The organism is Polynucleobacter sp. UK-Gri1-W3 (genome assembly GCF_018881595.1).
In the GTDB taxonomy this organism is placed as follows: domain Bacteria; phylum Pseudomonadota; class Gammaproteobacteria; order Burkholderiales; family Burkholderiaceae; genus Polynucleobacter.
Genome location: NZ_JACVQA010000009.1, coordinates 19546 through 43836 on the forward strand (window position 1 = coordinate 19546; position 24291 = coordinate 43836).

At 45.4% G+C, this 24291-nt stretch carries 23 protein-coding genes; 8 read left to right on the forward strand and 15 right to left on the reverse strand.

Annotation, left to right across the window (positions count from 1 at the left end):
• Positions 1-46 precede the first annotated feature (46 nt).
• The gene (locus ICN36_RS10540) at positions 47-1030 is read left to right on the forward strand and encodes a squalene/phytoene synthase family protein (RefSeq protein ID WP_370623489.1); all 984 of its coding nucleotides are present in this window, start codon (positions 47-49) and stop codon (positions 1028-1030) included.
• Between the two features lie 6 nt (positions 1031-1036).
• On the opposite strand, the gene ICN36_RS10545 is transcribed toward ICN36_RS10540, so the two are convergent.
• Entirely contained in the window at positions 1037-1549 is a 513-nt protein-coding gene (locus tag ICN36_RS10545) for a methylated-DNA--[protein]-cysteine S-methyltransferase (protein ID WP_216228323.1), read from the reverse strand.
• Between the two features lie 118 nt (positions 1550-1667).
• Between ICN36_RS10545 and ICN36_RS10550 the strand changes: the two genes are divergently transcribed.
• The 6 genes from ICN36_RS10550 to zapD are packed head-to-tail and all read left to right on the forward strand — an operon-like array spanning position 1668 to position 6978.
• Positions 1668-2960 carry an HlyC/CorC family transporter gene (locus ICN36_RS10550; protein ID WP_216228324.1) on the forward strand — a complete coding sequence of 431 codons (1293 nt, stop codon included), beginning with the start codon at positions 1668-1670 and terminating at the stop codon, positions 2958-2960.
• A complete protein-coding gene (locus ICN36_RS10555) occupies positions 2957-4036 on the forward strand; it encodes a GspE/PulE family protein (RefSeq protein ID WP_216228325.1) in 1080 nt (359 codons plus the stop codon). The genes ICN36_RS10550 and ICN36_RS10555 overlap by 4 nt, the downstream gene beginning before the upstream one ends.
• Positions 4027-5073, forward strand: coding sequence for a type II secretion system F family protein (locus ICN36_RS10560; RefSeq protein ID WP_216228326.1), 1047 nt, complete (start codon positions 4027-4029; stop codon positions 5071-5073). The genes ICN36_RS10555 and ICN36_RS10560 overlap by 10 nt, the downstream gene beginning before the upstream one ends.
• Positions 5073-5573 carry an A24 family peptidase gene (locus ICN36_RS10565; protein ID WP_216228327.1) on the forward strand — a complete coding sequence of 167 codons (501 nt, stop codon included), beginning with the start codon at positions 5073-5075 and terminating at the stop codon, positions 5571-5573. The genes ICN36_RS10560 and ICN36_RS10565 overlap by 1 nt, the downstream gene beginning before the upstream one ends.
• Positions 5528-6214, forward strand: a complete 687-nt coding sequence (gene coaE / locus ICN36_RS10570) for a dephospho-CoA kinase (protein WP_216228328.1) — start codon at positions 5528-5530, stop codon at positions 6212-6214. The genes ICN36_RS10565 and coaE overlap by 46 nt, the downstream gene beginning before the upstream one ends.
• A gap of 11 nt (positions 6215-6225) precedes the next feature.
• Positions 6226-6978 carry a cell division protein ZapD gene (gene zapD, locus ICN36_RS10575; protein WP_216228329.1) on the forward strand — a complete coding sequence of 251 codons (753 nt, stop codon included), beginning with the start codon at positions 6226-6228 and terminating at the stop codon, positions 6976-6978.
• Here zapD and ICN36_RS10580 read toward each other — a convergent pair.
• From ICN36_RS10580 to secA, 6 genes are all read right to left on the reverse strand, one after another.
• The gene (locus tag ICN36_RS10580; RefSeq protein WP_216228330.1) at positions 6975-7391 is read right to left on the reverse strand and encodes an NUDIX domain-containing protein; all 417 of its coding nucleotides are present in this window, start codon (positions 7389-7391) and stop codon (positions 6975-6977) included. The genes zapD and ICN36_RS10580 overlap by 4 nt on opposite strands.
• Positions 7392-7403: 12 nt before the next feature.
• Positions 7404-8261: an ATP-binding protein gene (locus ICN36_RS10585; protein ID WP_216228331.1), complete on the reverse strand. Its 858-nt coding sequence runs from the start codon at positions 8259-8261 to the stop codon at positions 7404-7406.
• A gap of 15 nt (positions 8262-8276) precedes the next feature.
• Entirely contained in the window at positions 8277-9512 is a 1236-nt protein-coding gene (gene argJ / locus ICN36_RS10590; protein WP_216228332.1) for a bifunctional glutamate N-acetyltransferase/amino-acid acetyltransferase ArgJ, read from the reverse strand.
• 82 nt (positions 9513-9594) lie between these two features.
• Positions 9595-11718, reverse strand: coding sequence for a molybdopterin cofactor-binding domain-containing protein (locus ICN36_RS10595; protein ID WP_216228333.1), 2124 nt, complete (start codon positions 11716-11718; stop codon positions 9595-9597).
• Positions 11719-11731: 13 nt separating this feature from the next.
• Entirely contained in the window at positions 11732-12190 is a 459-nt protein-coding gene (locus ICN36_RS10600) for a (2Fe-2S)-binding protein (protein WP_216228334.1), read from the reverse strand.
• 171 nt (positions 12191-12361) lie between these two features.
• Entirely contained in the window at positions 12362-15127 is a 2766-nt protein-coding gene (gene secA, locus ICN36_RS10605) for a preprotein translocase subunit SecA (protein ID WP_216228335.1), read from the reverse strand.
• Between the two features lie 24 nt (positions 15128-15151).
• Between secA and ICN36_RS10610 the strand changes: the two genes are divergently transcribed.
• Positions 15152-15682, forward strand: a complete 531-nt coding sequence (locus ICN36_RS10610) for a hypothetical protein (RefSeq protein ID WP_255531308.1) — start codon at positions 15152-15154, stop codon at positions 15680-15682.
• Between the two features lie 31 nt (positions 15683-15713).
• On the opposite strand, the gene lpxC is transcribed toward ICN36_RS10610, so the two are convergent.
• From lpxC to murG, 8 genes are all read right to left on the reverse strand, one after another.
• Positions 15714-16628, reverse strand: a complete 915-nt coding sequence (gene lpxC, locus ICN36_RS10615; RefSeq protein WP_216228336.1) for a UDP-3-O-acyl-N-acetylglucosamine deacetylase — start codon at positions 16626-16628, stop codon at positions 15714-15716.
• Positions 16629-16675: 47 nt separating this feature from the next.
• Positions 16676-17176, reverse strand: a complete 501-nt coding sequence (locus ICN36_RS10620; RefSeq protein WP_216228337.1) for a peroxiredoxin — start codon at positions 17174-17176, stop codon at positions 16676-16678.
• 112 nt (positions 17177-17288) lie between these two features.
• Positions 17289-18629, reverse strand: a complete 1341-nt coding sequence (ftsZ, locus tag ICN36_RS10625) for a cell division protein FtsZ (RefSeq protein ID WP_216228338.1) — start codon at positions 18627-18629, stop codon at positions 17289-17291.
• A gap of 61 nt (positions 18630-18690) precedes the next feature.
• On the reverse strand, positions 18691-19920 hold the full coding sequence (gene ftsA, locus ICN36_RS10630) for a cell division protein FtsA (protein ID WP_215321364.1): 1230 nt from the start codon (positions 19918-19920) through the stop codon (positions 18691-18693).
• A 9-nt stretch (positions 19921-19929) separates the two neighbouring features.
• The gene (locus tag ICN36_RS10635; RefSeq protein WP_216228339.1) at positions 19930-20787 is read right to left on the reverse strand and encodes a cell division protein FtsQ/DivIB; all 858 of its coding nucleotides are present in this window, start codon (positions 20785-20787) and stop codon (positions 19930-19932) included.
• Positions 20784-21797: a D-alanine--D-alanine ligase gene (locus tag ICN36_RS10640; RefSeq protein ID WP_216228340.1), complete on the reverse strand. Its 1014-nt coding sequence runs from the start codon at positions 21795-21797 to the stop codon at positions 20784-20786. The genes ICN36_RS10635 and ICN36_RS10640 overlap by 4 nt, the downstream gene beginning before the upstream one ends.
• Positions 21790-23226, reverse strand: coding sequence for a UDP-N-acetylmuramate--L-alanine ligase (gene murC, locus ICN36_RS10645; RefSeq protein WP_216228341.1), 1437 nt, complete (start codon positions 23224-23226; stop codon positions 21790-21792). The genes ICN36_RS10640 and murC overlap by 8 nt, the downstream gene beginning before the upstream one ends.
• Positions 23223-24272, reverse strand: a complete 1050-nt coding sequence (gene murG, locus ICN36_RS10650; RefSeq protein ID WP_216228380.1) for an undecaprenyldiphospho-muramoylpentapeptide beta-N-acetylglucosaminyltransferase — start codon at positions 24270-24272, stop codon at positions 23223-23225. The genes murC and murG overlap by 4 nt, the downstream gene beginning before the upstream one ends.
• Between the last annotated feature and the right edge of the window lie 19 nt (positions 24273-24291).

A 24291-nucleotide genomic window follows, 5' to 3' on the forward strand; every position in this document is an offset into this window, starting at 1 on the left:
CCTTTGGAGCACCCCGCGAAAGATGATGGTCTGACATAATTCAGGAGTGAGAGCACCGAAACAAATCCTGCAAACCCCGACATCCAGTCCATCTGCTGATCTGGCATACCAAAAAGCCATTTTGGGGTCCGTATCACGTACCTTCGCCCTCACAATCCCTCTTTTACCCCCGAGTATTGAAAAAGTGGTTGGTAATACTTATTTACTCTGCCGCATTGTTGACACCATTGAGGATGCTGCAGACTTAAGTGCACAAACTAAACAATCACTTTCTAAGCTCTTTTTAGACGCGGTACTTGAAAAGGCTCCTGTAGAAACCTTTGTGCAGCCATGCCTAGAAGCATTAAAGAACTACAACAATCAAGATGAATTAGATTTAATTGCACATACACCAACGGTTCTACGCATCTTGCATACCTGCTCAAGCAATGATCAGGAAGCAGTGAGTCGCTGCATTTCGATCATGTCAGAAGGAATGTCTTATTTCCATGCTAAACAAAACCAAGCTGGTCTAAAAAACCTCGCTGAATTTGAAGAGTATTGCTATGTAGTTGCTGGTGTCGTTGGCGAACTGCTTACAACTATCTTTGGCAACTATTCACCCGCCTTTAACGAACAAATAGCAGGGCATGAAGATTTAGCAATAGCATTCGGTCAAGCGCTACAAATGACTAATATCCTCAAAGACTCCCCAGAGGATCAGGCGCGTGGCGTGTCCTGGAAGCCAGGCAACGTAAGTCAGAGAGAGCTTCTAAAAATTGCCTATCAAAAACTTCAAGACTCTCTGAGTTACATTGTGCTCATTCCTAAAAAAGAGCAGGGTATGCGACGTTTTTGTTTTTTAGCATTTGGCCTGGCTGTCATGACTCTCTCGAAGATTGCAAATCGAAATGCATTTTCCAACAAGAATGAAGTAAAGCTTTCTAGGAGTGCCGTAATGAGTTTTTATGGCTATACAAAGTGGGCCGTTAAAAGCGACGCCCTGATGAAGACTTTTTTCTATTTCAGCAGTAGATCTCTAGCTAAATAAGCGCTATTACATCGCACCTTCATGCTTTAAAAGCCAGAGCTTAATTTGGCGATACAAACCCGGGGAGTTTTCTTTCATAAAACCTCCGATTCCCTGGGCCGATATCACTCGATGACAAGGCGCAATTAAAGGGTAAGGATTGGCACCGCAAGCTGTACCTACGGCTCGCGCTCCACTTTTAATTTTCTTGGCTACCTCACCATAGGTTTTTGTTTTACCAGACGGGATTTCTTGAATACTGGCCCACACTTTTCTCTGATGCTCTGTGCCCGCAGGCTTGGTTGGTAAATCGAATTGCCAATGTGGGTCTTTAAAGTACGCTTTGCATTGTCTCGTCACTTCTTTAGCCAATTGATTCTCTGGCGCGATTAAAGCCGTATTAGCAGGCAAGTAATCAATCCTGGAAAGCATCAAACTACCTTCCACCAATTCCGTCAAAATACCTAGACACCCAAAAGGTGCCGTAACAACGCAGTAACTAGAGCTGTTTGAATTTGATGGTGAAGTTGAGGAAGCCATATCAGGCAATTCTTACACAAATACACAGGCGGGATGACAGGCCTTTATTCCTCAGCTATAGCCGAGCAAATGCCACTTTGCTATATTGACCCATACTTACTTTTTTTAGGCATACCGAATGGACACCTTTTTTGACGATTGGCCTTTTTATGGCCAAGTTGCTCTGGTCCTATTTTTACTAGCGCTTTCAGGCTTTTTCTCGATGGCAGAAACCAGTATGCTGTCCTCCAATCGTCATCGCCTAAGGGCAATGGCTAATAGTGGAAATGCGGGAGCAGCTTTAGCGGAAAGATTATTAAAGCGGATTGACTCGTTGTTATCGGTACTCTTGATTTCCAACAACCTGATTAATACGGTTTTACCTATTTTAGTAACCGGTATTGCTCTGCATATTTTTGGCGATAGCGGCCTTGTACTTTCCATCGCCACTTTAGTGGTTGCATTACTCATCATTATCTTTAGCGAGATTACCCCTAAGGTCATTGGTGCCGCCTTCCCGGAAAAGATTGCCTCTAATGTGGGTTGGTTTATCTTGCCGCTCACTTTTGTCCTCAAGCCTGTGCTTTGGTTTATTAATAGTTTTGTATCTAGCCTGATGAAAGTATCTGGTTTGCAGTCCTCCTCTGATAGCAGGGCTATGAGTAAAGAAGAATTGCGGAGTCTCGTTTTGGAATCAAACCGCTTTGTTTCCAACCATCATCGCAACATTCTGCTCAACTTATTTAACCTAGAAAATATTACCGTTGATGATGTGATGACACCGAGATCTAAGATTGAGGTTCTAGACCTGTCAAGACCAATTGATGAAGTGGTACAACAACTAGAAACCTGTTATCACAATAAATTACCAGTCTGTGATGGTGATTCTGAACGCATTATCGGCATTCTCTCTGTCAAGAAGGCACTATCGTTATTGGGTGACACCGACCTAAAGCATGAAGATTTTAGATCCCTAGTGAATGAGCCCTATTTCATCCCAAGTGGCACGCCAGTCTTACAGCAAATGCAATTTTTTCAAGATAACCAACAACGCTTAAGTTTGGTTGTAAATGAGTATGGCGAAGTTCTGGGTTTAGTGACCTTTGAAGATATCGTAGAGGAACTCATTGGTGAATTCACAACATCGTTTTCCAACCTTTCTACCGATCCTCGCTGGCTTGCTGATGGCACTTATCTAGCAACAGGTAGCGCCTCCCTACGAGACCTCAATCGATTACTCAACCTGAATCTTCCTCTGGATGGGCCACGCACATTAAATGGTCTCATTCTCGAAAAACTCGAGGCTATTCCCGACCATGATGTCAGCATTCGTATTGCAGGTATCGTCATGGAAATCATTCAGTTTGATGATCAAGGTATCAAGACCGTGAAACTCTATCGTCCCGCTAAGCTGGTTCAAGAGCAAGATTGAGTGTTGCTTCTGATGATTCACTGATCATTCGGACTTGGTATGAAATCACCGCATATGCCTTAGATGCTAGAGCAAGTGATATACATATTGAGGCTGGAAAACTAGCCACACTCATCCGTATTCGGGTCGATGGTCTTCTGCAAATACAGTCACATCACCCTATTGAATTTCATGAGCGCTTAATTACGCGCATTAAAGTTCTTGCCCGTTTGGATATCGCAGAAAAACGGCTTCCGCAAGATGGGCGGCTTTCCATAGGCCATGATTTTTCTAAACCCAATATAGATTGCCGAGTCTCCATTTTGCCAACCCTTTATGGAGAAAAAGCAGTTATTCGCATATTGCCAAGCTCTATCGATGAACTCGACCTTCACGAAATTGGTCTTCTGCCAGACCAACTGGAGATACTTCAGAAAGCACTTTCTCAATCAAATGGGCTCATCCTGGTGACAGGGCCAACAGGGTCTGGTAAGACGCGGACCCTCTACAGTTGCCTGCGTCAACTCAATCAAGATCATCGCAACCTTTGTTCAATTGAGGACCCCATTGAAATTCGGCTCGCAGGAGTCAATCAGGTGGCGTATCACCCTAGATCTGGCTTAGATTTTCCGACCATCATTCGCGCCCTACTGAGACAGGATCCAGATGTGATCATGATTGGAGAAATACGAGATGCTGCTACCGCTCAATTAGCTATTCAGGCAGCCCAGACCGGACATCTCGTACTCAGCACCCTGCATACGAGAAACGCTAATGGGGTAGTTCAAAGACTTAAAAATCTAGGGGTTGATCAAGAATCTCTTGAGTCTTGTCTTTTAAGCGTCAGTTCACAACGTCTAGTGCGCAAGACTTGTCAACACTGTCTCGGAAAAAATGTCGTCACTAAATCCCCATGCCCAAACTGTAAAGGCCGTGGTTGCTTTGGCAGGATTGGCGTCCATGAAGTGTTGAGCAAGGCGCATCTGTTTAACTCGTCTTCTTCACCTATCAGTATGCGGGATGCTGGATTCATTCACGTGCAAGCCGGCCTTATCAATCAAGCGGCTCTAGATGCAGAAGTAGGCGCATGGCATTAAGCAAAAAAGACCAGCTTCACTTTGCAGAGCAACTCTTAACGCTTTTAGAAGCAGGTCTGCCCCTCTTAAATGCGATTGAGCTAATTTATTCAACTGCCCCAAAAGCCTGGCTTTCTTGGGTTAACACTATTTATGCTCAACTCAAAAAGGGAGAAAGCTTCTCTCAATGTCTGCGCACCCAAAAAAATCTATTTTCAATGGAGTTTATTAATCTCATTCGCGTAAGTGAGCGGACTGGTGACTTCAATTTAGCGCTAAAGACAATTTGTCGGCAACTGGAAGACCAAATTGAGTTACGCCGGAAAATTCAACAGGCGCTGAGTTATCCCATCATCACCTTGAGTAGCTCTTGTCTTCTGGTAATCGTCATGATGATTTGGGTTGTACCTGTTTTCAGGGATGTGTTTGCTCATTTTCAAGCAGACTTGCCAGCACCAACTCAAGCATTGATTCAAATATCGTCTTGGTTTGAAAAATTCTATTTCGTCGCAACTATATCTCTAATAAGCCTCGTTGCCCTGTTTAGTCTTGCATGGTCCAGACTTCCCAGACTACAAAAATATTGTGATCGAATGAGCTTTTACATACCGATTATTGGAGAGCTATTGAGATTGGCAACACTTACCTGCTGGTGCCGGACCCTAGGTCATCTTCTAAAATCTGGCTTACCCCTGCCGGATGCGCTGAGAGTTACCGCACAATCATCCAATCACTGGCTTAGTCATGATTTTAGTGCTGAAATATTCAAGCACCTGACTCGCGGTTGGCCTCTTGGGGAAGCGATAGTAAAGGCAGATCCCAAGCATTTATTATTTGATCTTGAAACATTGCAACTGCTGCGTATTGCATCAGAAAGTGGTGCGCTCGCCGAAATGCTTCAAAGGCGCGCATCGATAATGGGCTCGCAATTAAGTAATCGACTCAACACCTTAAGTCAAAGTCTGGAGCCTTTGTTAATTATGATTGTCGGACTCATTATTGGAAGTCTGGTCATAATCTTATACCTCCCCATCTTTAACCTAGGACAGATTGTTTAATGGGTAATCTAGTTTTTCTCGATTGGGTCCGCATTCTTTTAATAGTCACCCTCATGTACTTGGCTTATATTGATTTGCGTACCTTCCGATTGCCCGACGTCATTACATTCCCACTGATCCTATCCGGGCTACTTGTGAGTGGCTTTTCTAACCAATGGCTCGTCTCTTTTCAAGACTCAGCCATTGGTGCAATTCTTGGGTACACCTCTCTTTGGCTCTTAAATCTTCTTTATCGACTGACTAAAAAGCAAGATGGTATTGGCATGGGGGACGCTAAGCTATTGGCAGCGTTAGGTGCATGGCTTGGTTGGTATGCATTGCCTGGCATTCTTCTCATTGCATCCTTATCTGGATTATTAGGCGGCTTCATTTGGCTGCAATGGAATAAGCAAAATCATCGCTCAGCATTTCCTTTTGGTCCTTTCCTTGCCATTGCTGGCATCATTGAGTTGTTATGGCCACAAACCCTACAAACACTCCTTCTAAACAAGCTAATCTAGGCGAACTAAAAGGGTATGCCCCTTTTGTTGGCCTTACTGGTGGCATTGGATCAGGTAAAACAGCCGTTAGCGATCAACTGGCTCAATTGGGTGCGGGCGTTATAGATACCGATCTCATAGCCCATCAGATCACCGTTCCAAATGGAGTAGCAATTCCCCTAATACAAAAGCAGTTTGGATCAGAATTTATTGACCCTAACGGAGCGCTGGATAGGGCTAAGATGCGTACCTTAGTGTTCGCTGACTCTCATGCAAGAAAAGCCTTAGAGGATATTACCCACCCCCTCATTCGGGCAGAAACCATTCGGCAGGCAAAACAGCTGATTCAAGCAAAGGTTCCCTACCTGGTTTTTGTGGTGCCTTTATTAATTGAGTCAGAAAGCTGGTTATCCCTATTGGATTACCTGGTGGTGGTGGATTGTCCAGAAGAGGCTCAAATTGAACGGGTGATGCACCGCAGCAAATTACCCCGAAATGAAGTGGAAAGCATCCTCAAGGCTCAAGCCAGTAGGCAAGAACGCATTGCACATGCGTATATAGTTATTGAAAACCAAGGGAGCCTACAGGATTTGCATGCCGAGGTTTTGAACTTGCACCAAAAAATCTTACAGATTCAGAAAGATCCCACCAGTTCGTCATAGAATATGGGCTTGTGATTGTTTACGAATATCCCTTCAATGAATTAGTTCGAAGCATGCTTCGGCTGGAGTATTTGTTCGCCCGTTACAACCACTTCGTCCGCTCAGATGATCCTGAGTTGCACCACAATGCTATCTCCACTCTATTTGATCTTGGTGATATTGGCGCTCGTGGAGATATCAAGTCATTGCTACTGAAAGAATTTGAGCGTCAAAAATATGCGCTCAATGGATTGAAATCGTCGCAAAAGGTTGATCAAGAGGCCCTTTCACAAACTCTTTCCGAGATTGATGCTGTTGCTAGTGGAATCAATCAATCCGCAGGAAGGCCTAACTCCGTCATCACTGAAAGCGAATGGTTAAATGCTATTCGCACTCGATTAAATATTCCTGGTGGCACCAGCCCAATTGATTTACCAAGCTATCATGCCTGGAAAAATAGCCCCACCTCCGAACGTCGTGAGTTACTGGAAAAATATATCTCTCCACTCTTGCCATGGCAGGAAGCATGTCAATTATTTTTAAGGTTGCTTCGTCAATCTGGCGAAGCTAAGGATGTAGTTGCACATAATGGCTCTTTTCAGCAAGCACCATCTGGTAAGGTCTACCAATTAATGCGTATCGCTGTTGAAGATGACACTTTATTTTCAGAGATCAGCGCAAATAAATACTTGCTTTCTGTACGCTTCTTGAAGTCTGAGCGGGATAAAAAAGCACAGCTGGTAAATGCCGATGTGCAATTTAAGCTAACACTCTGCCAGCTTTAAAGCAAAAGGCTTCTAAGCCTTTCCAGCATTGGCCAGGCGGCCGGCAATAAAGGCTCCACGCTAGGCTTTTCTGCGGCGAGTAATTCCCATGATAAGGCTTGATTCTCGCAACCCTTGGGAACCCCCTTCCAATCGCGAATAACGCTCACATGCAAACGAACATAAGCGTGTGGGTAGTCATGCTCTAAGACAGTAAGCTCTTCGCTCGATTGAATATCAATTCCAAGCTCTTCTTGCAACTCACGCTGAAGCGCCTCGAAAACGGTTTCTCCTTTTTCGATTTTTCCGCCTGGAACTTCCCAATAGCCTGAGTAGGGCTTGCCTTCAGGCCTCTGTCCTAAAAGATAGCGGCCTTCCGCATCAAGCAATATTCCAGCAGCAACTTCAGTAACAGGACGTTTAATTTCGCTCATGAATTAAATTACTTAAGACTTTGAGCCAGCCCAATGTTTGGCAAATTGCCAAGCAACCCTACCTGAGCGCGAACCACGCTCCAGTGCCCAGACCAAGGCTTCGGAACGTGCCGCTTCAATTTGTGCAGCACTCAAACCGAAATGCTGAAGCCAATGCGCCACAATTGCCAAATACTCATCTTGTTTTGGCGGATAAAAAGATAGCCAAAGGCCAAAGCGCTCTGATAAAGAAATCTTTTCTTCTACGACCTCGCCAGGATGAATTTCTCCATCATCACCATGAACATAACCTTCGTTATCTTTCATATACTCCGGCAATAAATGACGGCGGTTTGAGGTAGCATAAATCAAGATATTGTCCACTTGAGCAGAAACAGAGCCATCTAGGGCTGATTTCATGGCCTTATAGCCAGACTCACCATCCTCAAATGACAAATCATCGCAAAAAATAATGAATCGCTCTGGGCGTTCAGCCAAAAGTTCAGTAATGTCAGCCAAATCAGCCAAATTCTCTTTTTCAACCTCAACCAGCCGCAAGCCTTGGTTTGCGAACTCATGCAAACTTGCTTTAATTAGCGAGGACTTTCCAGTCCCTCTGGCGCCTGTGAGCAAAATATTATTGGCCGGCTTTTTTTGAATGAAGTTTTTTGTATTGTCGCGAATAGCATCGCGTTGACGGTCAATATTCTGCAAATCTTCAAAGGTGATATCGGATACGTGTTTTACAGGCTGCAAAAATCCAATGCTGCCAAAAATACTATCGCGACGGCGCCATCTAAATGCAGTAGAGGATTTCCACTGCTCGTTAGTGAGAGGCTTGGGTAAAAAGGTATCAAGATGGTCTAAAAGACGGTCTAATTTTTCATTCATATTGCGAGAAGTCTTTTATGAGCGGTAATCGGCATTAATGGATACATAGTCGTGCGATAAATCACAAGTCCACATGGTCTGGGTAGCGTTGCCACGACCTAAGTCAATCTTGATCGTGATTTCTGGGGCCTGCATTACTCTTTGACCATCAGCCTCTTGATAATCGGGATTGCGCCCACCATCCTTTGCTACCCAAACATCACCTAACCACATTTGCACACGATTGACATCTAAATCTGTAATGCCTGCATAACCAATTGCTGCAAGGATGCGCCCTAAGTTAGGATCACTTGCAAAGAAAGCTGTTTTAACCAAAGGTGAATGTGCAACTGCTTTTGCAACTAAGCGGCACTCCTCAAGAGTCTTGCCCCCAACAACATCAATGGTCATAAATTTGGTAGCGCCCTCACCATCACGCACAATCATTTGCGCTAGCTTTCTGGCCAGAGCAATTAATGCATCTCGCAATACGGCATAGCTAGAATCATTCGTAGATTGAATTTTCACATCCGACTGCCCCGTTGCCATGATGATGAAAGAGTCGTTAGTAGAGGTATCGCCATCAATCGTGATGGCATTAAATGAAAGGTCGGCAATCTCACGAGTTAGGCTCCCCAAGAGACCAGGTGCAAACCCAGCATCCGTCGCAATGAAGCCGAGCATCGTTGCCATATTAGGATGAATCATGCCTGCACCCTTACAGATCCCAGTAATCGTCACCGGTCCTTCGGGCATTTGCACTGTTACTGATGCAGCCTTCGGCTGAGTATCAGTGGTCATGATCGCTTCAGCTGCATCAAGCCAATTATCTTCACCTAAATTTGCTACTGCCTTTGGCATAGCGCTGATAATTTTCTCAATTGGAAGCGGTTCAAGAATCACACCAGTTGAAAAAGGTAGGATCTGCTCTGGATTGATCTTGAGATCTTTTGCTAAAGCCGCACAGGTCTCCAAAGCGTGCTTCATGCCAGACTCACCCGTACCCGCATTGGCGTTTCCAGTGTTCACCACCAGGGCCCGGATTTCACCATTACGACCTTCTTGAGCCAAATGCTCACGACAGACTTGCACGGGGGCAGCGCAAAAACGATTCAACGTAAAAACGCCAGCTACCTGCGATCCGGGAGCTAAAGTCATCACCAACAAGTCCTTGCGGTTTGCTTTCTTAATACCAGCTTCGGCGATGCCCATCTCAAAGCCTTTAACGGGCTTGAGTTCGGCTCTTTGGGGGAGGGGTAAATTAACAGTCATAGTCCGATAATTGTAGATGAGGCTCCAAAATAAAGCGCGCCTTCTGAGCGCGCTTTATTTGATTACTTCCTATTTCAGAATGCTATACCTTAATTGGCAGTTCCCGAATGCGCTTGCCAGTTGACACAGCAATTGCATTTGCTAGAGCTGGCGCCACTAAAGGCACTCCAACCTCACCCAAACCGCCCGGCTTTTCTTGACTTGGTATCAAATGCACTTCAACTACGGGCACTTGATTTTGTCGCAAGCTAGGGTAGTTATTGAAGTTATTCTGCTGCACTCGACCATTCTCAATCGTAATCTCATTGCTCAGAGCTGCGCTCAGGCCATAAATAACACCGCCAGTCAGCTGCGCCCTTGCTTGGTCAGGATGCACAGTAATTCCACAATCAGAAACGAAGGTAATTTTCTTAACCTTGGTATCTTTAGCCGTAGGATCTAACTCAAGTATGCAAGCAGAATAGGTGTCATAGCACTCCATCTGCGCAACCCCAAAACGCTTGCTGCCCGGAACGTATCCAGACTTTTTCACTGCCAACTCCAGGACAGCTTTTGCGCGCGGGTGTTTACCTAAAGATGCCATCCGATACGCCACAGGATCTTTGCCGGCAGCTTTAGCAGCCTCATCTACAAAACTCTCAATTGCAAATGCATTAAGCGCATTACTGACGGAGCGCCAATAACCTACTCGAAGTCCAGTATCTGTAATCACATTGGTGATTTCTAGGTTGGGTATTTGGTAAGTAATATTGTTGGAGCCCTCAACCATGAATGGATCAAAACCATCCTTCACAAAACCAGGAAAGGCTCGTGCAGTCACTGATTGAGAAACCATTTTGGCCTTCAAAGAAGCTAACTGACCATTAGCATCCAAAACACCATCCACTTGATGAATACTCATTGGACGATAGAAGTCATGAGTAATGTCATCCTCCTTGGTCCACAGCATCTTGACAGGCATTCCAGCGGCTTTAGAAATTTCTGCGGCTTGACGAATAAAGTCCAACTCCAACTTACGACCAAATCCACCACCCAGGAATGTTGTCTCAATTGTGACATCTTCTGGCTTCACGCCGGCTGCGGCTGCAGCCACTGCTTGACCGCCTTGCTGAAACTGAATGGGCCCAATAATTCTGCACTTTCCATTAGATACATCTGCAGAGCAGTTCACAGGCTCCATAGTGGAATGCGCTAAATACGGCAAAAAGTATTGGGCACTCAGCGGCTTTCCGCTAGCTACGTTTGCATTTGGATTACCTACAGTTTTAATCACCGCGCCTTTTTTAGATAAACCCTCTTCCAATGACTTTCGAACAACTGCATTGCTCAGGGTCGCATTAGCACCTTCATTCCAGGTAATTTTGAGGGCATCCCTACCCTTGCGGGCGGCATAAAAATCTTTTGCTAAGACGGCAACACCATCAGAAATTTGTACAACTTTGATTACCCCAGCTACCTTAAGTGCGGCTGAAGCATCAAACGCTGTTGGAGTACCTCCGATTACCGGGCACTGAGCTAAAGATGCAATCGCCATCCCTGGAATCTTGACGTCAATTCCATAAACTGCTTTTCCAGCAACTTTACTAGGCGTATCGAGACGACGCATTGTTTCCTTGCCAATCACCATGAAATTCGCAGGTGATTTCAATGCTGGTTTCTCTGGAAGCGGCAACTTAGCTGCGTCTGCGGCTAATTCACCATACGTGGCTGACTTCCCATTCGAATGCGTTACTTTGCCATTCATTGCCTTGCAGTCGGCCGCGGCAACATTCCAACGTTGAGCGGCAGCCTGTACCAGGACGGCACGAGTTGCAGCACCAGCAGTTCTTAACTTATCAAAAGCTTCACGCACTGAAGTTGAGCCGCCAGTAATTTGACCGCCTAACATCGCATTGATATAAACAGGGGCTACTCCAGCAATCTCAACCTGAATCATTGATAGAGGCAAATTTAATTCCTCAGCTAGCAATGCTGGCAAAGAGGTATATACGTCTTGGCCCATTTCTGAGCGCGCACAAATTAATGTAATTTGATTGTTTGGGGTAATTTGTACCCAGGCATTTGCTAAAGCAGGTTTGCCTGCATCACCACTAGCAGCTTGGCTTGTTAAAGGAAGATGCATCCCAATAACTAATGCGCCAGTCAAAGCAGAACTTTGCTGAATAAACTGACGACGCCCAAGATTTTTTAAAGAATTATTTTGCATTTTTCTTGATTCCCTATGCCAATTTATCTGCAGCGCGTTTGACTGCTTTTTCGATGCGAGAATAAGTTCCGCAACGGCAAATATTTCCACTCATGGCATTTTTAATATCATCGCTACTAGGCTGTTTTTTCTTTGCCAATAAATCAGCCGCAGACATCATTTGCCCAGTCTGGCAATACCCACACTGAGGGACATCAAACTCGATCCAAGCATCTTGAAGTGCTTTTCCAACTTTTGTAGCTAAACCCTCAAGAGTAGTCACCGACTTGCCGCCTGCAGCAGACACAGGGGTGGAGCAGGAACGAATAGCAGCGCCTTCTAAGTGAACGGTACATGCTCCACATAGTCCTGCGCCGCAGCCATACTTTGGACTGGTTACATCTAAATGGTCTCGTAAGACCCAGAGAATCGGTGTTTCAGGATCCCCATCAAAATTAACAGCTTTGCCATTGAGAGTAAAAGACACGGCCATAACGCCCCCTTAGTTAGATTTGAAATGTTGAAAACAAGTTAATTGTTTTTATACCCACAAATCATGACAGATTTACAGAAACTGAGGGGATTCTCGTGATTAGGGATTCCACCAAGAAAAATGGCCCAGAGTGATCTGAGCCATTTAAGCGCTATCAAATAAGCTCTTACCCTAAGCCAACGCGCCGCAGCAGTTCTTATATTTTTTACCGCTACCGCAAGTGCATGGATCGTTGCGACCCACCTTTGGGCCTGTACGCAGGGGTGCAGGCTGAATATCAATTGCAGCGCCACGGTCACCAGTTGACCCAGCTACTTCTTTCTCAGGATCAGCGTGCTGATACTGAACATCGGAAAGCTTTGCCAAATCATCGTTCATCGACTCCGAAGCCTGATCTAATTCATTGGCACTGCGAATCTGAACAGTCATGATGCTTTTCACAACATCGTTCTTAATAACGTTGAGTAATTCACCATACAACTCAAATGCTTCACGGCGATACTCTTGCTTAGGATCCTTCTGAGCATAACCGCGCAAGTGGATACCCTGACGCAGATGATCCAAGGCAGCCAAGTGCTCACGCCAATGACTATCTAAACTATATAAAAGTACTGAGCGCTCAAAGCCAGCAAAAGATTCGCGTCCGGAGAGGTCGACTTTAGCGTCGTAGGCTTCCTTAGCAGCTTGCAGAACCCGATCAATAATTTCTGCATCGTCAACGGTCTCAGCGCTTTCAACCCACCCTCTCAGGTCAATCGTAAGACCCCACTCGCTAGCTAGGGCATTTTCTAGCCCAACTAAGTCCCACTGCTCTTCCATAGATTCCAGGGGAACATATACAGAGCAAACGGAACGCAGAACATCTTCACGCAAATTGGCAATCAAGTCACCAATATCAGCACTTTCAAGTACTTCATTTCTAAGACGATAAGTCTCTTTGCGCTGATCATTGGCAACGTTGTCATATTCAAGCAATTGCTTACGAATATCAAAGTTACGACCTTCAACTTTGCGTTGGGCAGATTCAATCGAACGGGTAACCATTCCAGCTTCAATCGGCTCGCCATCTGGCATCTTGAGTCGATCCATCACAGCGCGCAAACGGTCACCGGCAAAAATACGTAGGAGTGCATCGTCTAGCGAAAGATAGAAGCGAGAAGAGCCTGGATCACCCTGACGACCTGAACGACCTCTTAACTGGTTATCAATACGACGACTCTCGTGACGCTCTGTACCGATGATATGCAAACCACCAGCCACTAACACTTGGTCATGAATGCTTTGCCACTCATCCTGCAGTTGCTTAATCTTGACCGCTTTTTCAGCATCAGAAAACGAACTATCAGCCTCAATTAAAGATGACTGCTTACCAACGTTGCCACCCAAAACAATATCGGTACCGCGACCCGCCATATTGGTAGCAATCGTAATCATCTTAGGACGGCCGGCTTGTGCAATGATTTCTGCCTCACGCTCGTGCTGCTTTGCATTTAAGACTTGGTGCGGTAACTTGCGTTTATCTAGTAAGCCAGCAATCAACTCAGAGTTTTCAATAGAAGTGGTGCCTACCAATACTGGCTGACCACGCTCAAAACAATCCTCGATATCTTTAATTACTGCGTCATAGCGTTCGCGAGAAGACTTATAAATCTGATCTTGCTTATCTTTTCTTTGGCTAATCCGATTTGGGGGAATCACAACAGTTTCTAAGTTGTAGATTTCTTTAAATTCATACGCCTCTGTATCGGCAGTACCAGTCATGCCGGCTAATTTGCCGTACATACGGAAGTAGTTTTGGAAGGTGATCGTTGCTAAAGTCTGATTCTCATTCTGAATCTGCACGCCTTCTTTTGCTTCTACAGCTTGATGCAATCCATCAGACCAACGACGACCTTGCATTAAACGGCCAGTAAATTCATCCACGATGATGACTTCGCCATTTTGAACCACATAATGTTGATCACGGTGATACAGGCAGTGCGCACGCAATGCTGCATATACATGGTGCATCAAAGTAATGTTTTGTGGCGCATAAAGAGAGTCGCCATCATTGAGCGCTCCCAACTGAACCAAGATAGCCTCAGCTTTATCATGCCCTTGTTCGGTCAAATAAACCTGCTGAGATTTCTCATCCACCCAGTAGTCGCCCGGCTTCTCAACGCCAGTGCCATCAGCTTTCTCTTCACCAATTTGACGCTCTAAATGGGATGGCAGGGCATTAATCTTGACGTAAAGATCAGTGTGATCTTCTGCCTGGCCGGAGATGATTAATGGTGTACGAGCCTCATCAATCAGAATGGAGTCAACTTCGTCAACGATTGCATAAGCCAAACCACGTTGTACGCGTTGATTCAAATCCTGAACCATGTTGTCGCGCAAATAGTCAAAACCAAATTCGTTATTGGTGCCGTAAGTAATGTCAGCAGCATAAGCCGCTTGCTTGGTAGTGTGATCCATTTGAGATAAATTCACACCCACCTTCATACCCAAGAAGTTATACAACTTGGACATCCATTCGGCATCGCGCTGCGCTAAATAGTCATTGACAGTTACAACGTGCACACCTTTACCGGTCAAGGCATTTAAATAGACCGGAAGGGTTGCTGTTAATGTTTTTCCTTCACCAGTGCCCATCTCGGCAATCTTGCCTTGATGTAGGGCTAATCCACCCAAAATCTGCGCATCAAAGTGGCGCATCTTCATAACGCGTGCGCTTGCCTCGCGGACTACCGCAAAAGCTTCTGCAGCGATGTCGTCCAAAGACTCTCCAGCAGCCAGGCGCGACTTGAATTCTGCAGTTTTTGCAGCAAGAGCGTCATCATCCAAAGATTGCAGGCTGGCTTCAAATGTGCCAACCTTAGCAACGACTTTGCGATACTGTTTTAAGAGGCGGTCGTTACGACTGCCGACCAGGGTTTTAAGAAGACCGATTACCATGGGATATTGAAGAAAATTAAGTCCTTGAGTTTATCACCCGTAACCCCATTTTTTATGAACTTTGCCCCTAAACCATCTCGCAAGCACAAAGCCCACGACTGGATGGATTACCTACGAGAATCTGATGGGCTTGGGGGAATTTTGGCTAAAACCGAGGATCTGGCCAAACTCAAAAAGGTCATTAACTCAGCCTTAACAAAGCTTGAATTAGGCCATCTGAGCTCAAAAATTGAAGCTGGATGGCGCTCTGGCTCGGAAGATGAGCTCTTTTTACTAGTGAATAGCGCCAGTATCGCAACCCGCTTACAACAAATATTACCTAGTTTAATCAATGAGTTATCTAAATCTGGGCTGCCCTGTAAGACTATAAAAGTGCGGTTAAAGCCGGCTCCACCTGCCTGGGAAGTAAAGCCCCGCACAGACACTCAACGTGAGAGGCCAAAGGGCCTTAATGAGGTTGCTAAAAAATCTTGGGAGTCTTTATTGGAGAAGTTAGGGCCAGATTCAGGCTTGCGCTCATCTATCGAAAAGCTACTCAAAAACAAACCAAAGTAGCTAAAAAGCACCTCAGCCCGCTCAGCACCCCTTAGAAAAAGAGGGGTTGGCTTTCCTGGGAATACGCTCCCGGAGCCTTATTTTCAGCAAAAGAGCTGATTTCATAAGAACTTGGGTCTTCCAAAAGCTTACGTAAAAGTGCGTTGTTGAGAGCATGTCCTGACTTCTCAGCTACATAAGCTCCAACAATAGGATGCCCAATGAGATAAAGATCGCCGATTGCATCCAAAATTTTGTGGCGCACAAATTCATCTTCATAACGAAGCTCTTCGTTATTCAAAATTCGATGCTCATCTAAAACAATTGCATTGTCTAAACTGCCGCCACGCGCTAAACCCATTTCGCGTAAAGCTTCTACTTCATGCGCAAAACCAAAAGTACGCGCACGACCAATTTCACTGCGGTATCCCTGCTCAGCGAAATCCACTACAAAACGTTGACCGGTTTTATCAACTGCTGGATGCTTGAAATCAATCGTGAAATCTAATTTAAATCCAAAGAATGGCTCTAAGCGTGCAAGCTTGTCACCCTCACGAACCTCTACTGGTTTTTTAATCACAACAAATTGACGTGGTGCATCTTGTTCTGCAATACCAGCAGATTCAATTAAGAATAAAAAAGAGGCTGCACTTCCATCCATGATGGGTACTTCTTCGCCATCAAGCTCAATGAATAAATTATCTAGACCAAGACCAGCGCAGGCTGAAAGCAGATGCTCCACCGTCGAAACACGAACGCCATCTTTTTGAATAACCGAGGCAAGCCTGGTATCGCATACAGCTAAAGCAGTTGCAGGCACAACAGCTTGCTCAGACGTATCCACCCTAACAAACTGAACCCCTGAATTTACTGGTGCAGGCTTAATAGAAATCGTCACCTTACGACCAGAATGCAAGCCAATCCCCACGGTCTTAACCGGAGTGGCGATAGTGCGTTGCTTCATCATATTTGAGTATTTAAATTCAGGGGGTATTCGTTATATAAAAATTTGAATTACAGCTTTTTCAGCATCGAAGCCGCATCGCTAACTTCAAACTTACCAGGAGCTTCGCGATCTAATGACTTCACTACACCATCCTCAATAATCATGGCATAACGATCAGAGCGTACGCCCAGTCCTCGTGAAATTAAATCCAACTCCAAGCCAAGCTTTTTAGTGAACTCAGCACTACCATCGCCCAACATGCGGATCTTTTTACCCACATTTAGATCGCGTCCCCATGCACCCATGACAAATGGGTCGTTTACGGAAACACACCAAATTTCATCAACGCCCTTGGCTTTAATCGCATCGTAGTGCTCAACATAACCAGGTACGTGTTTTGCAGAACAAGTCGGTGTAAATGCGCCAGGCAATGCAAACAACACAATCTTTTTTCCTGCAGCTAGCTTTTCAACTTCAAAAGCATTTGGCCCCAAAGAACAGCCTTCGCTCTCTTCATTCATAAACTCATAAAGAGTAGCGTTAGGTAATTTTTGTCCAACTTCAATCATGACATCTCCAATAAATAATTGTTAGTAAGCATGCCAACGCAAGCGCAGGATTCGTCGTCCGGAGGGGCGCCGCGCTGGCATTTTGCAATCACCTATTGTATTAAGCGGCTAATTAATCTGCTTGCTTACGTAAAAAGGCTGGAATTTCATAATAATCAGCCCCTTTATCCAGCATGGATTTCGCTTGAGGAGAACTATCTGCGCCTAATGTAGGCGCAGGAGTCGCTTCACGAGAGCTACGAAAAACACGTGGTAAATCATATTGACTGTAATCAACACCAGTACTTGCGGATTGCGCTGCCACTGCTGGAGCACTTCCAGCACCTGTCATTGCTAAACCTGCGCTAGTACTTAAAGCAGAATCCAAACTTACTCTGCTAATTGCTGCTGATGCGCTAGCAGGAGCAAAGCTATTGAGATCAGCCATTGTTGGCATTGCATCATGAGTACCTGTTGCCTGTCTCCAAACAACTTCAGGCTGGTTATTTTTACGAGCTTGTGGATTATTCAAACCAGTAGCAACAACAGTCACACGCAGTGCATCGCCCAAACTCTCGTCATACACAGTACCAAAAATAACAGTTGCATCATCGGCAGCATAACCACGAATTGCAGCCATGACTTCACGAGTCTCGGACAACTTTAACGAACGACTAGCAGTAATATTCACCAATACACCGCGTGCGCCTGATAAATCAACACCTTCGAGCAATGGTGAAGCAACTGCAGCTTCAGCAGCCAAACGAGCACGATCCATGCCAGAAACAGTTGCTGTTCCCATCATGGCCTTGCCTTGTTCACCCATGACTGTCTTTACGTCTTCAAAGTCAACGTTAATCAAACCTTGAACATTAATGATTTCTGCAATACCTGAAACAGCGTTATGCAATACATCATCAGCACAAGCAAATGCTTTATCAAACTCAGCGTCTTCACCCATGACTTCAAAGAGCTTTTCGTTCAGCACAACAATTAATGAATCTACATAAGATTCGAGTTCAGCAGCGCCATTCTCTGCAACCTTCAAGCGCTTTACACCCTCAAAATCAAATGGTTTGCTAATCACGCCAACAGTCAAGATACCCATTTCTTTAGCTACTTGAGCTACGATTGGAGCTGCACCAGTTCCAGTACCGCCACCCATACCAGCAGTAATAAACACCATATGTGCGCCTTGTAATGTATCGGCAATACGAGCACGAGCCTCTTCGGCTGAAGCTGCACCAATTTCTGGTTTTGCTCCTGCACCTAATCCGCTAGAGCCCAGTTGCAAATTCACAGATGCCTCAGAGCGCTGTAAAGCGCCAGCATCGGTGTTCATGCAAATAAACTCTACGCCATTAACACCGCGACGGATCATATGCTGGACAGCATTACCACCAGCGCCACCGACTCCAACCACTTTAATGATGGTTTTGCCAGCTGTTTCTTGATCTAACATTTCAAATTCCATATACCCTCCTAGGTAAATACGTACTACGTTGACGACGACGAGAAAAAACTAAAAAAAATACTTAAAAATTACCCGCAAACCATTCCTTCATGCGCGAGATAACACCTTGCAGCGCGCCTGACTGAGAAACTCGACGACCGCGCAATAACTGCGCCTGGCCTTCCATTAGCAAACCAATGCTGGTCGCATATCTGGGACTACGTAAAACTTCATGCAGATGTCCACGGTACTCAGGCGTACCAATACGCGCTGGCCGCAAGAAAACTTGCTCGGCTAACTCGACCATGCCAGGCATCAGCGCAGTGCCGCCAGTTAAAACAATTCCAGAAGAAACCATGTCTTCATAACCAGAGTCACGAACTACACCTCTTACTAAAGTAAATAACTCTTCCACTCGCGGTTCAATGACTGCTGCCAGAGCCTGTTTAGACATAGGACGCGGCTCACGATCGCCAACACCAGGAACATCGATCATCGCAGTTGGATCAGCCATCTCTTGACGGGCAATACCATGTGCAATCTTCAAGTCCTCAGCATCAATCGTTGGAGTACGTAATGCCATCGCAATGTCATTGGTAATTTGATCACCAGCAATTGGAATAACCGCTGTATGGCGAATAGAGCCCTGACAATAAATTGCAATATCCGTTGTACCGCCACCAATATCTACCAATACGACGCCAAGCTCTTTTTCATCTTCAGTTAACACTGCCAAACTTGAAGCTAAAGGCTGCAATATCAAGTCGTTTACTTCGAGACCACATCGACGCACACACTTCACAATATTTTGTGCCGCACTCACGGCGCCGGTAACAATATGCACCTTCACCTCTAAACGTAAACCACTCATACCAATTGGCTCACGAACATCTTCTTGGCCATCAATGATGAATTCTTGAACAAGAATGTGTAGAATCTGCTGATCTGTTGGAATATTGATTGCTTTTGCCGTCTCTAGAACACGCTCCACATCTCCAGAGCCAACTTCTTTATCGCGAATGGCAACCATGCCACTCGAGTTAAAGCTCACAATGTGGTTACCTGCAATACCTGTAAATACCTGTACGATCTGGCGATCAGCCATTACCTCAGCCTCTTCAAGCGCCTTCTGAATCGACTGAACAGTTGCCTCAATATTGACTACAACACCCTTCTTCAGCCCTTTGGATGCAGTTTGACCCACGCCAACTACATTGAATTGACCATCAGGAGCTAATTCAGCAACCAAGGCAACGACCTTGGAAGTTCCAATATCCAAACCAACCAAAATATCGCGATTGTCTTTACTCATTACCATTCCTCATTGCTTCAGCTCACTTTTTTTGCCATCTACTTCATTCTTTTTCAAACTTGCAGCAGCAAGATGAACTGCAAAACCATTTGCATATCGCAAATCAACTGCATCCACTCGATTCGCCCACTTCTCTTGAACTTGTGGCCAATACTTAAATAAGCGCGCCACACGCTCTTCCGTTAAATTTTTATCGGAGCTTTCTTCATCGCGTCCAAATTCGACCTTCATACCATTGGAAAGCCTTACATGCCAGGCATAACGCTCAGTTAGTGCAAGACTGGTTACTTCAGCACCCCACGGCTTAAACCAGTTGTTGGCTTTTTCATAAAGGCTCATCACTTCTTTGCCGGCATCCGCAGGGCCGGAGAAGTCAACTAGACGGGCATCATCACCCACCTCAGAAACCCGACCCGTGAAAAGTTCACCATGAGTATTCATGAGGGTATGGCTATCAGCCCCGCCCCAGGTACCAAAGGGCTTCTGCTCCTCAATGCTCACTACCAAGCCGTTTGGCCAGACGCGACGAACATTCGCATGTCTTACCCAAGGCATGCTTTCAAAGCCCCGCTTAACATCCTCCAAACGAACGCTAAAAAAATTACCTTGCACAGTTTCAAGTACTTGCTGTTTCACAATAGGCTTATTAATGTGTTTCAAGGTTTGGCCGGCAACTGGTTCAATTTGAATTTGCTTCAATGCAAATACAGGGCGTTGACTTAACCAAACCAAAATACCAATCACCAGCATTACGATAAAGCAACGCATCATGAAACGGCTCAATTTCTCCATTCGCTGCGAATGATTCCAAAGTGGAGCCATCAACATCGAGAAAATTTCACCGAAGCGATCCATGAAGTTGCTCATATGGAGGCGCTCTCCTTTTGCTGTAATGTTTGACTTAACAACCAAAGCACCAAGTCGGCATACTCAATACCAGCAGCCTTAGCAGCCATAGGTACTAAAGAGTGAGAAGTCATACCAGGAGAAGTATTCATCTCCAGTAAGTAAGGCTTGCCAGTCTTTTGCTCCAACATCACATCTGCACGTCCCCATGTACGGCAGCCCAAAGCTTTATATGCAGCCAAAGCCAAATCTTGGACAGCGGCATTTACTTCAGGCGCAAGTCCGGTTGGACATAAATACTGAGTCTCATCAGAGAAGTACTTGTTATGAAAATCGTAATTTGCTTGCGGTGGAATAATTTTAATTACAGGCAAAGCTTCAGCCGTATTGCCCTGTCCAACCAATGGGCAAGTGAGTTCGTCACCAATGATGCAAGTCTCAGCAATCACTTTTTTATCTAATCCAGCGGCAAGCTTATATGCAGCAGGCAACTCGTCTACCGACTTGACTTTTGTTAAGCCCAATGAAGAGCCCTCATGCGCAGGCTTCACAATTAAAGGTAAGCCCAAATGCTTCACAACTGCATTCCAGTCGCTATCAGCTGTCAGCTCTTCATATTCAGGAGTCGAGAGTCCGCTGCTAATCCAAACTTGCTTGGTAACAATTTTGTCTATAGCAAGAGCAGATGCCAAAACTCCACTACCGGTATAAGGCAAGCCTAGTAATTCAAGTAAGCCCTGAATAGTTCCATCTTCACCAAAGCGACCGTGAAGAGAAATAAATATGCGATCAAAATTTTCTTTCGCCAATTCAGTGGGGCAACGCAAACCAGTATCAAAAGGGTGAGCATCAACCCCTTTTGCACGAAGAGCCTCCAACACACCATTACCAGACATGAGAGAGATTTCTCTCTCACCAGATTTACCGCCTAGCAACACGCCAACGCGACCTAAGGACTTGAGATCCAAGCTAGCCAAACTAGCCTTTACGCGATCACCCCAAGAGTCAAAATTAGCAACTACCTTAGACATTCTTTGCCTCCGAAAGCGTATGTGGCAAAGCAGAAATTGATCCTGCACCCATTGTGATTAATACATCCCCATCTTTTAAAACTTGACCTAATTTTTCTGGCATCTCAGCAATGCTTGCAGCATAGGCAACAGCATCTGTATTTAATAGAGCTTTGGAATTCTTATCCCCTGCGATTGCGGCTTTCATCAAGCTCTTACTATCAGCTCCTGGAATTTTTGCTTCGCCTGCTGGATAAACGTCAGTCAATATCAATGCATCAAAACTTTTAAGTACCTGAATAAATTCACCAAAGCAATCACGCGTTCTAGTAAAGCGGTGCGGTTGGAACGCCAAAACCAAGCGGCGATCTGGGTAAGCACCTCTGGCTGCTGCAAGCGTTGCAGCCATCTCAACTGGATGATGTCCATAATCATCAATCAAGGTAAAGCTACCACCAGATGCCAGAGAAATTTCTCCATAGCGCTGGAAGCGACGGCCAACCCCGCTAAATTCAGAGAGCGCTTTAATAATTGCCTCATCGCCTACACCCAACTCTGTCGCAATTCCAATTGCAGCCAAGGCATTACGAACGTTATGCAAGCCCGGTAAATTGAGAGTGATATTTAGTCGTCCCGGCTTATTGCCGTGCCTACGCACTGTACGACGATCAACTGTAAAGTGCATCTGAGTCCCATCTGCACGGATATTACTTGCGCGAATATCTGCATCTTCTGATGTGCCATAACGTAGCACCGGCTGAGACACAAATGGAATGATGTCACGTACATTGGCATCATCAATACAAAGTACTGCCACACCATAAAACGGCATACGTTGAATAAACTGGACAAATGCCTGCTTTAGTCGCGCCATATCATGCTGATAGGTGTCCATATGATCAGCATCAATATTGGTTACTACTTCCATTGCAGGGAATAACTGCAAGAAAGAGGCATCTGATTCATCTGCCTCGACGACAATAAAATCACCACGCCCCAAACGAGCATTGGCACCTGCTGAATTTAGCTTGCCACCAATCACAAATGTTGGATCAAGTCCGCCTTCAGCTAACACTGAGGCTACTAAGCTGGTTGTAGTAGTTTTGCCATGCGTTCCTGCTATCGCAATACCTTGCTTTAGGCGCATCAGCTCACCCAACATCACCGCGCGCTGTATGACTGGAACCTTTGCTGCGCGTGCAGCCAAAACTTCTGGATTATTCCCTGCAACAGCGGTAGATATCACTACAGCTTCAGCGGTACCAATATTTTTAGGATCATGGCCGATATGAATGACCGCGCCTAATTCTCTGAGACGCTTAGTGACTGCACCATCAGCAAGATCCGATCCTGAAACCTGATAACCCAAGTTCAAAAGCACTTCAGCAATGCCGCTCATGCCGGCACCACCGATACCGATGAAGTGAATTTGCTGAACGATATGCTTCATATGCCCACCCCCGCACAATCTGCACACACTTCAGCTACTCGCTGAGTTGCATGTGGCTTTGCTAGTGCATGTGCACGCAATGCCATCTCTTTCAATTCTGTGCGATTGAAGTTTTGGATCATCATTGCCAAATCTTGTGGATTAAGTAATGGCTGGGGCAACAAAACTGCTGCATCCACATTTGATAGAAACTGCGCATTCGCAGTTTGATGATCATCAATAGCAAATGGGAAAGGAATAAGACAGGACGCAACCCCACAAGCAGCTATTTCAGAGACTGTCATAGCACCCGAGCGACAAATCACTAAATCGGCTTGTGAATATGCGGCCGGCATATCGTCAATAAACGGGCGAATATCTGCCATTACACCTAAGTCTATATATCTTTTTTGCAGATCTGCTAAATGTTTATCACCCGCCTGGTGTATCACCTTGGGGCGTGACTCTTTTGGAATTAGTGCCAGAGCAGCCGGAATATTTTCATTTAGGGCCGCGGCACCTAAGCTGCCGCCCACTACTAATATAGACAAAGGCCCCTGACGCTGCTCGTAACGAGCCGCAGGCGCCAACATATGATCAAACTCTTCACGAATAGGGTTTCCCACCCACTCTGCGCGTGCCATCGTTTCAGGAAATCCAGTGAGAGTCCTCATAGCAATTTTGCTCAATGCGCGATTCGCGCTGCCAGCTACTGAATTTGCCTCATGTAAGACTAGTGGTCGCTTTAAAAACTTAGTAACCAAACCGCCAGGGAAAGTAATGTAACCACCCATACCCAATACAACATTTGGTTTTACACGGCGCATGATCTTCCAACTTTGAATGCAAGCCCGCATGAGATTAATAGGTAGCATCAACTTTGCTTTTAATCCCTTGCCACGCAAACCACCAAACTCAACTGCCTCAAACGGAAAATCACAAGACTTCACAAGGCGATACTCCATGCCCGCTTGATTACCTAACCAAGAAACATTCCAACCACAAATCCGCAAATATTCAGCGACAGCAAGTCCTGGGAAAATATGCCCCCCAGTGCCGCCAGCCATCACCAAAATTGAAGGTTTT

What these genes read in the sequence shown, in the direction of transcription:
- ICN36_RS10545 (WP_216228323.1), bottom strand. Translation starts at nt 1,549, where the DNA reads ATGGCTTCCTCAACTTCACCATCAAATTCAAACAGCTCTAGTTACTGC.
- ICN36_RS10550 (WP_216228324.1), top strand. Translation starts at nt 1,668, where the DNA reads ATGGACACCTTTTTTGACGATTGGCCTTTTTATGGCCAAGTTGCTCTG.
- ICN36_RS10560 (WP_216228326.1), top strand. Translation starts at nt 4,027, where the DNA reads ATGGCATTAAGCAAAAAAGACCAGCTTCACTTTGCAGAGCAACTCTTA.
- ICN36_RS10565 (WP_216228327.1), top strand. Translation starts at nt 5,073, where the DNA reads ATGGGTAATCTAGTTTTTCTCGATTGGGTCCGCATTCTTTTAATAGTC.
- coaE (WP_216228328.1), top strand. Translation starts at nt 5,528, where the DNA reads ATGGCCACAAACCCTACAAACACTCCTTCTAAACAAGCTAATCTAGGC.
- ICN36_RS10580 (WP_216228330.1), bottom strand. Translation starts at nt 7,391, where the DNA reads ATGAGCGAAATTAAACGTCCTGTTACTGAAGTTGCTGCTGGAATATTG.
- ICN36_RS10585 (WP_216228331.1), bottom strand. Translation starts at nt 8,261, where the DNA reads ATGAATGAAAAATTAGACCGTCTTTTAGACCATCTTGATACCTTTTTA.
- argJ (WP_216228332.1), bottom strand. Translation starts at nt 9,512, where the DNA reads ATGACTGTTAATTTACCCCTCCCCCAAAGAGCCGAACTCAAGCCCGTT.
- ICN36_RS10595 (WP_216228333.1), bottom strand. Translation starts at nt 11,718, where the DNA reads ATGCAAAATAATTCTTTAAAAAATCTTGGGCGTCGTCAGTTTATTCAG.
- ICN36_RS10600 (WP_216228334.1), bottom strand. Translation starts at nt 12,190, where the DNA reads ATGGCCGTGTCTTTTACTCTCAATGGCAAAGCTGTTAATTTTGATGGG.
- secA (WP_216228335.1), bottom strand. Translation starts at nt 15,127, where the DNA reads ATGGTAATCGGTCTTCTTAAAACCCTGGTCGGCAGTCGTAACGACCGC.
- lpxC (WP_216228336.1), bottom strand. Translation starts at nt 16,628, where the DNA reads ATGATGAAGCAACGCACTATCGCCACTCCGGTTAAGACCGTGGGGATT.
- ICN36_RS10620 (WP_216228337.1), bottom strand. Translation starts at nt 17,176, where the DNA reads ATGATTGAAGTTGGACAAAAATTACCTAACGCTACTCTTTATGAGTTT.
- ftsZ (WP_216228338.1), bottom strand. Translation starts at nt 18,629, where the DNA reads ATGGAATTTGAAATGTTAGATCAAGAAACAGCTGGCAAAACCATCATT.
- ftsA (WP_215321364.1), bottom strand. Translation starts at nt 19,920, where the DNA reads ATGAGTAAAGACAATCGCGATATTTTGGTTGGTTTGGATATTGGAACT.
- ICN36_RS10635 (WP_216228339.1), bottom strand. Translation starts at nt 20,787, where the DNA reads ATGAGCAACTTCATGGATCGCTTCGGTGAAATTTTCTCGATGTTGATG.
- ICN36_RS10640 (WP_216228340.1), bottom strand. Translation starts at nt 21,797, where the DNA reads ATGTCTAAGGTAGTTGCTAATTTTGACTCTTGGGGTGATCGCGTAAAG.
- murC (WP_216228341.1), bottom strand. Translation starts at nt 23,226, where the DNA reads ATGAAGCATATCGTTCAGCAAATTCACTTCATCGGTATCGGTGGTGCC.
- murG (WP_216228380.1), bottom strand. Translation starts at nt 24,272, where the DNA reads ATGGCTGGCGGCACTGGGGGGCATATTTTCCCAGGACTTGCTGTCGCT.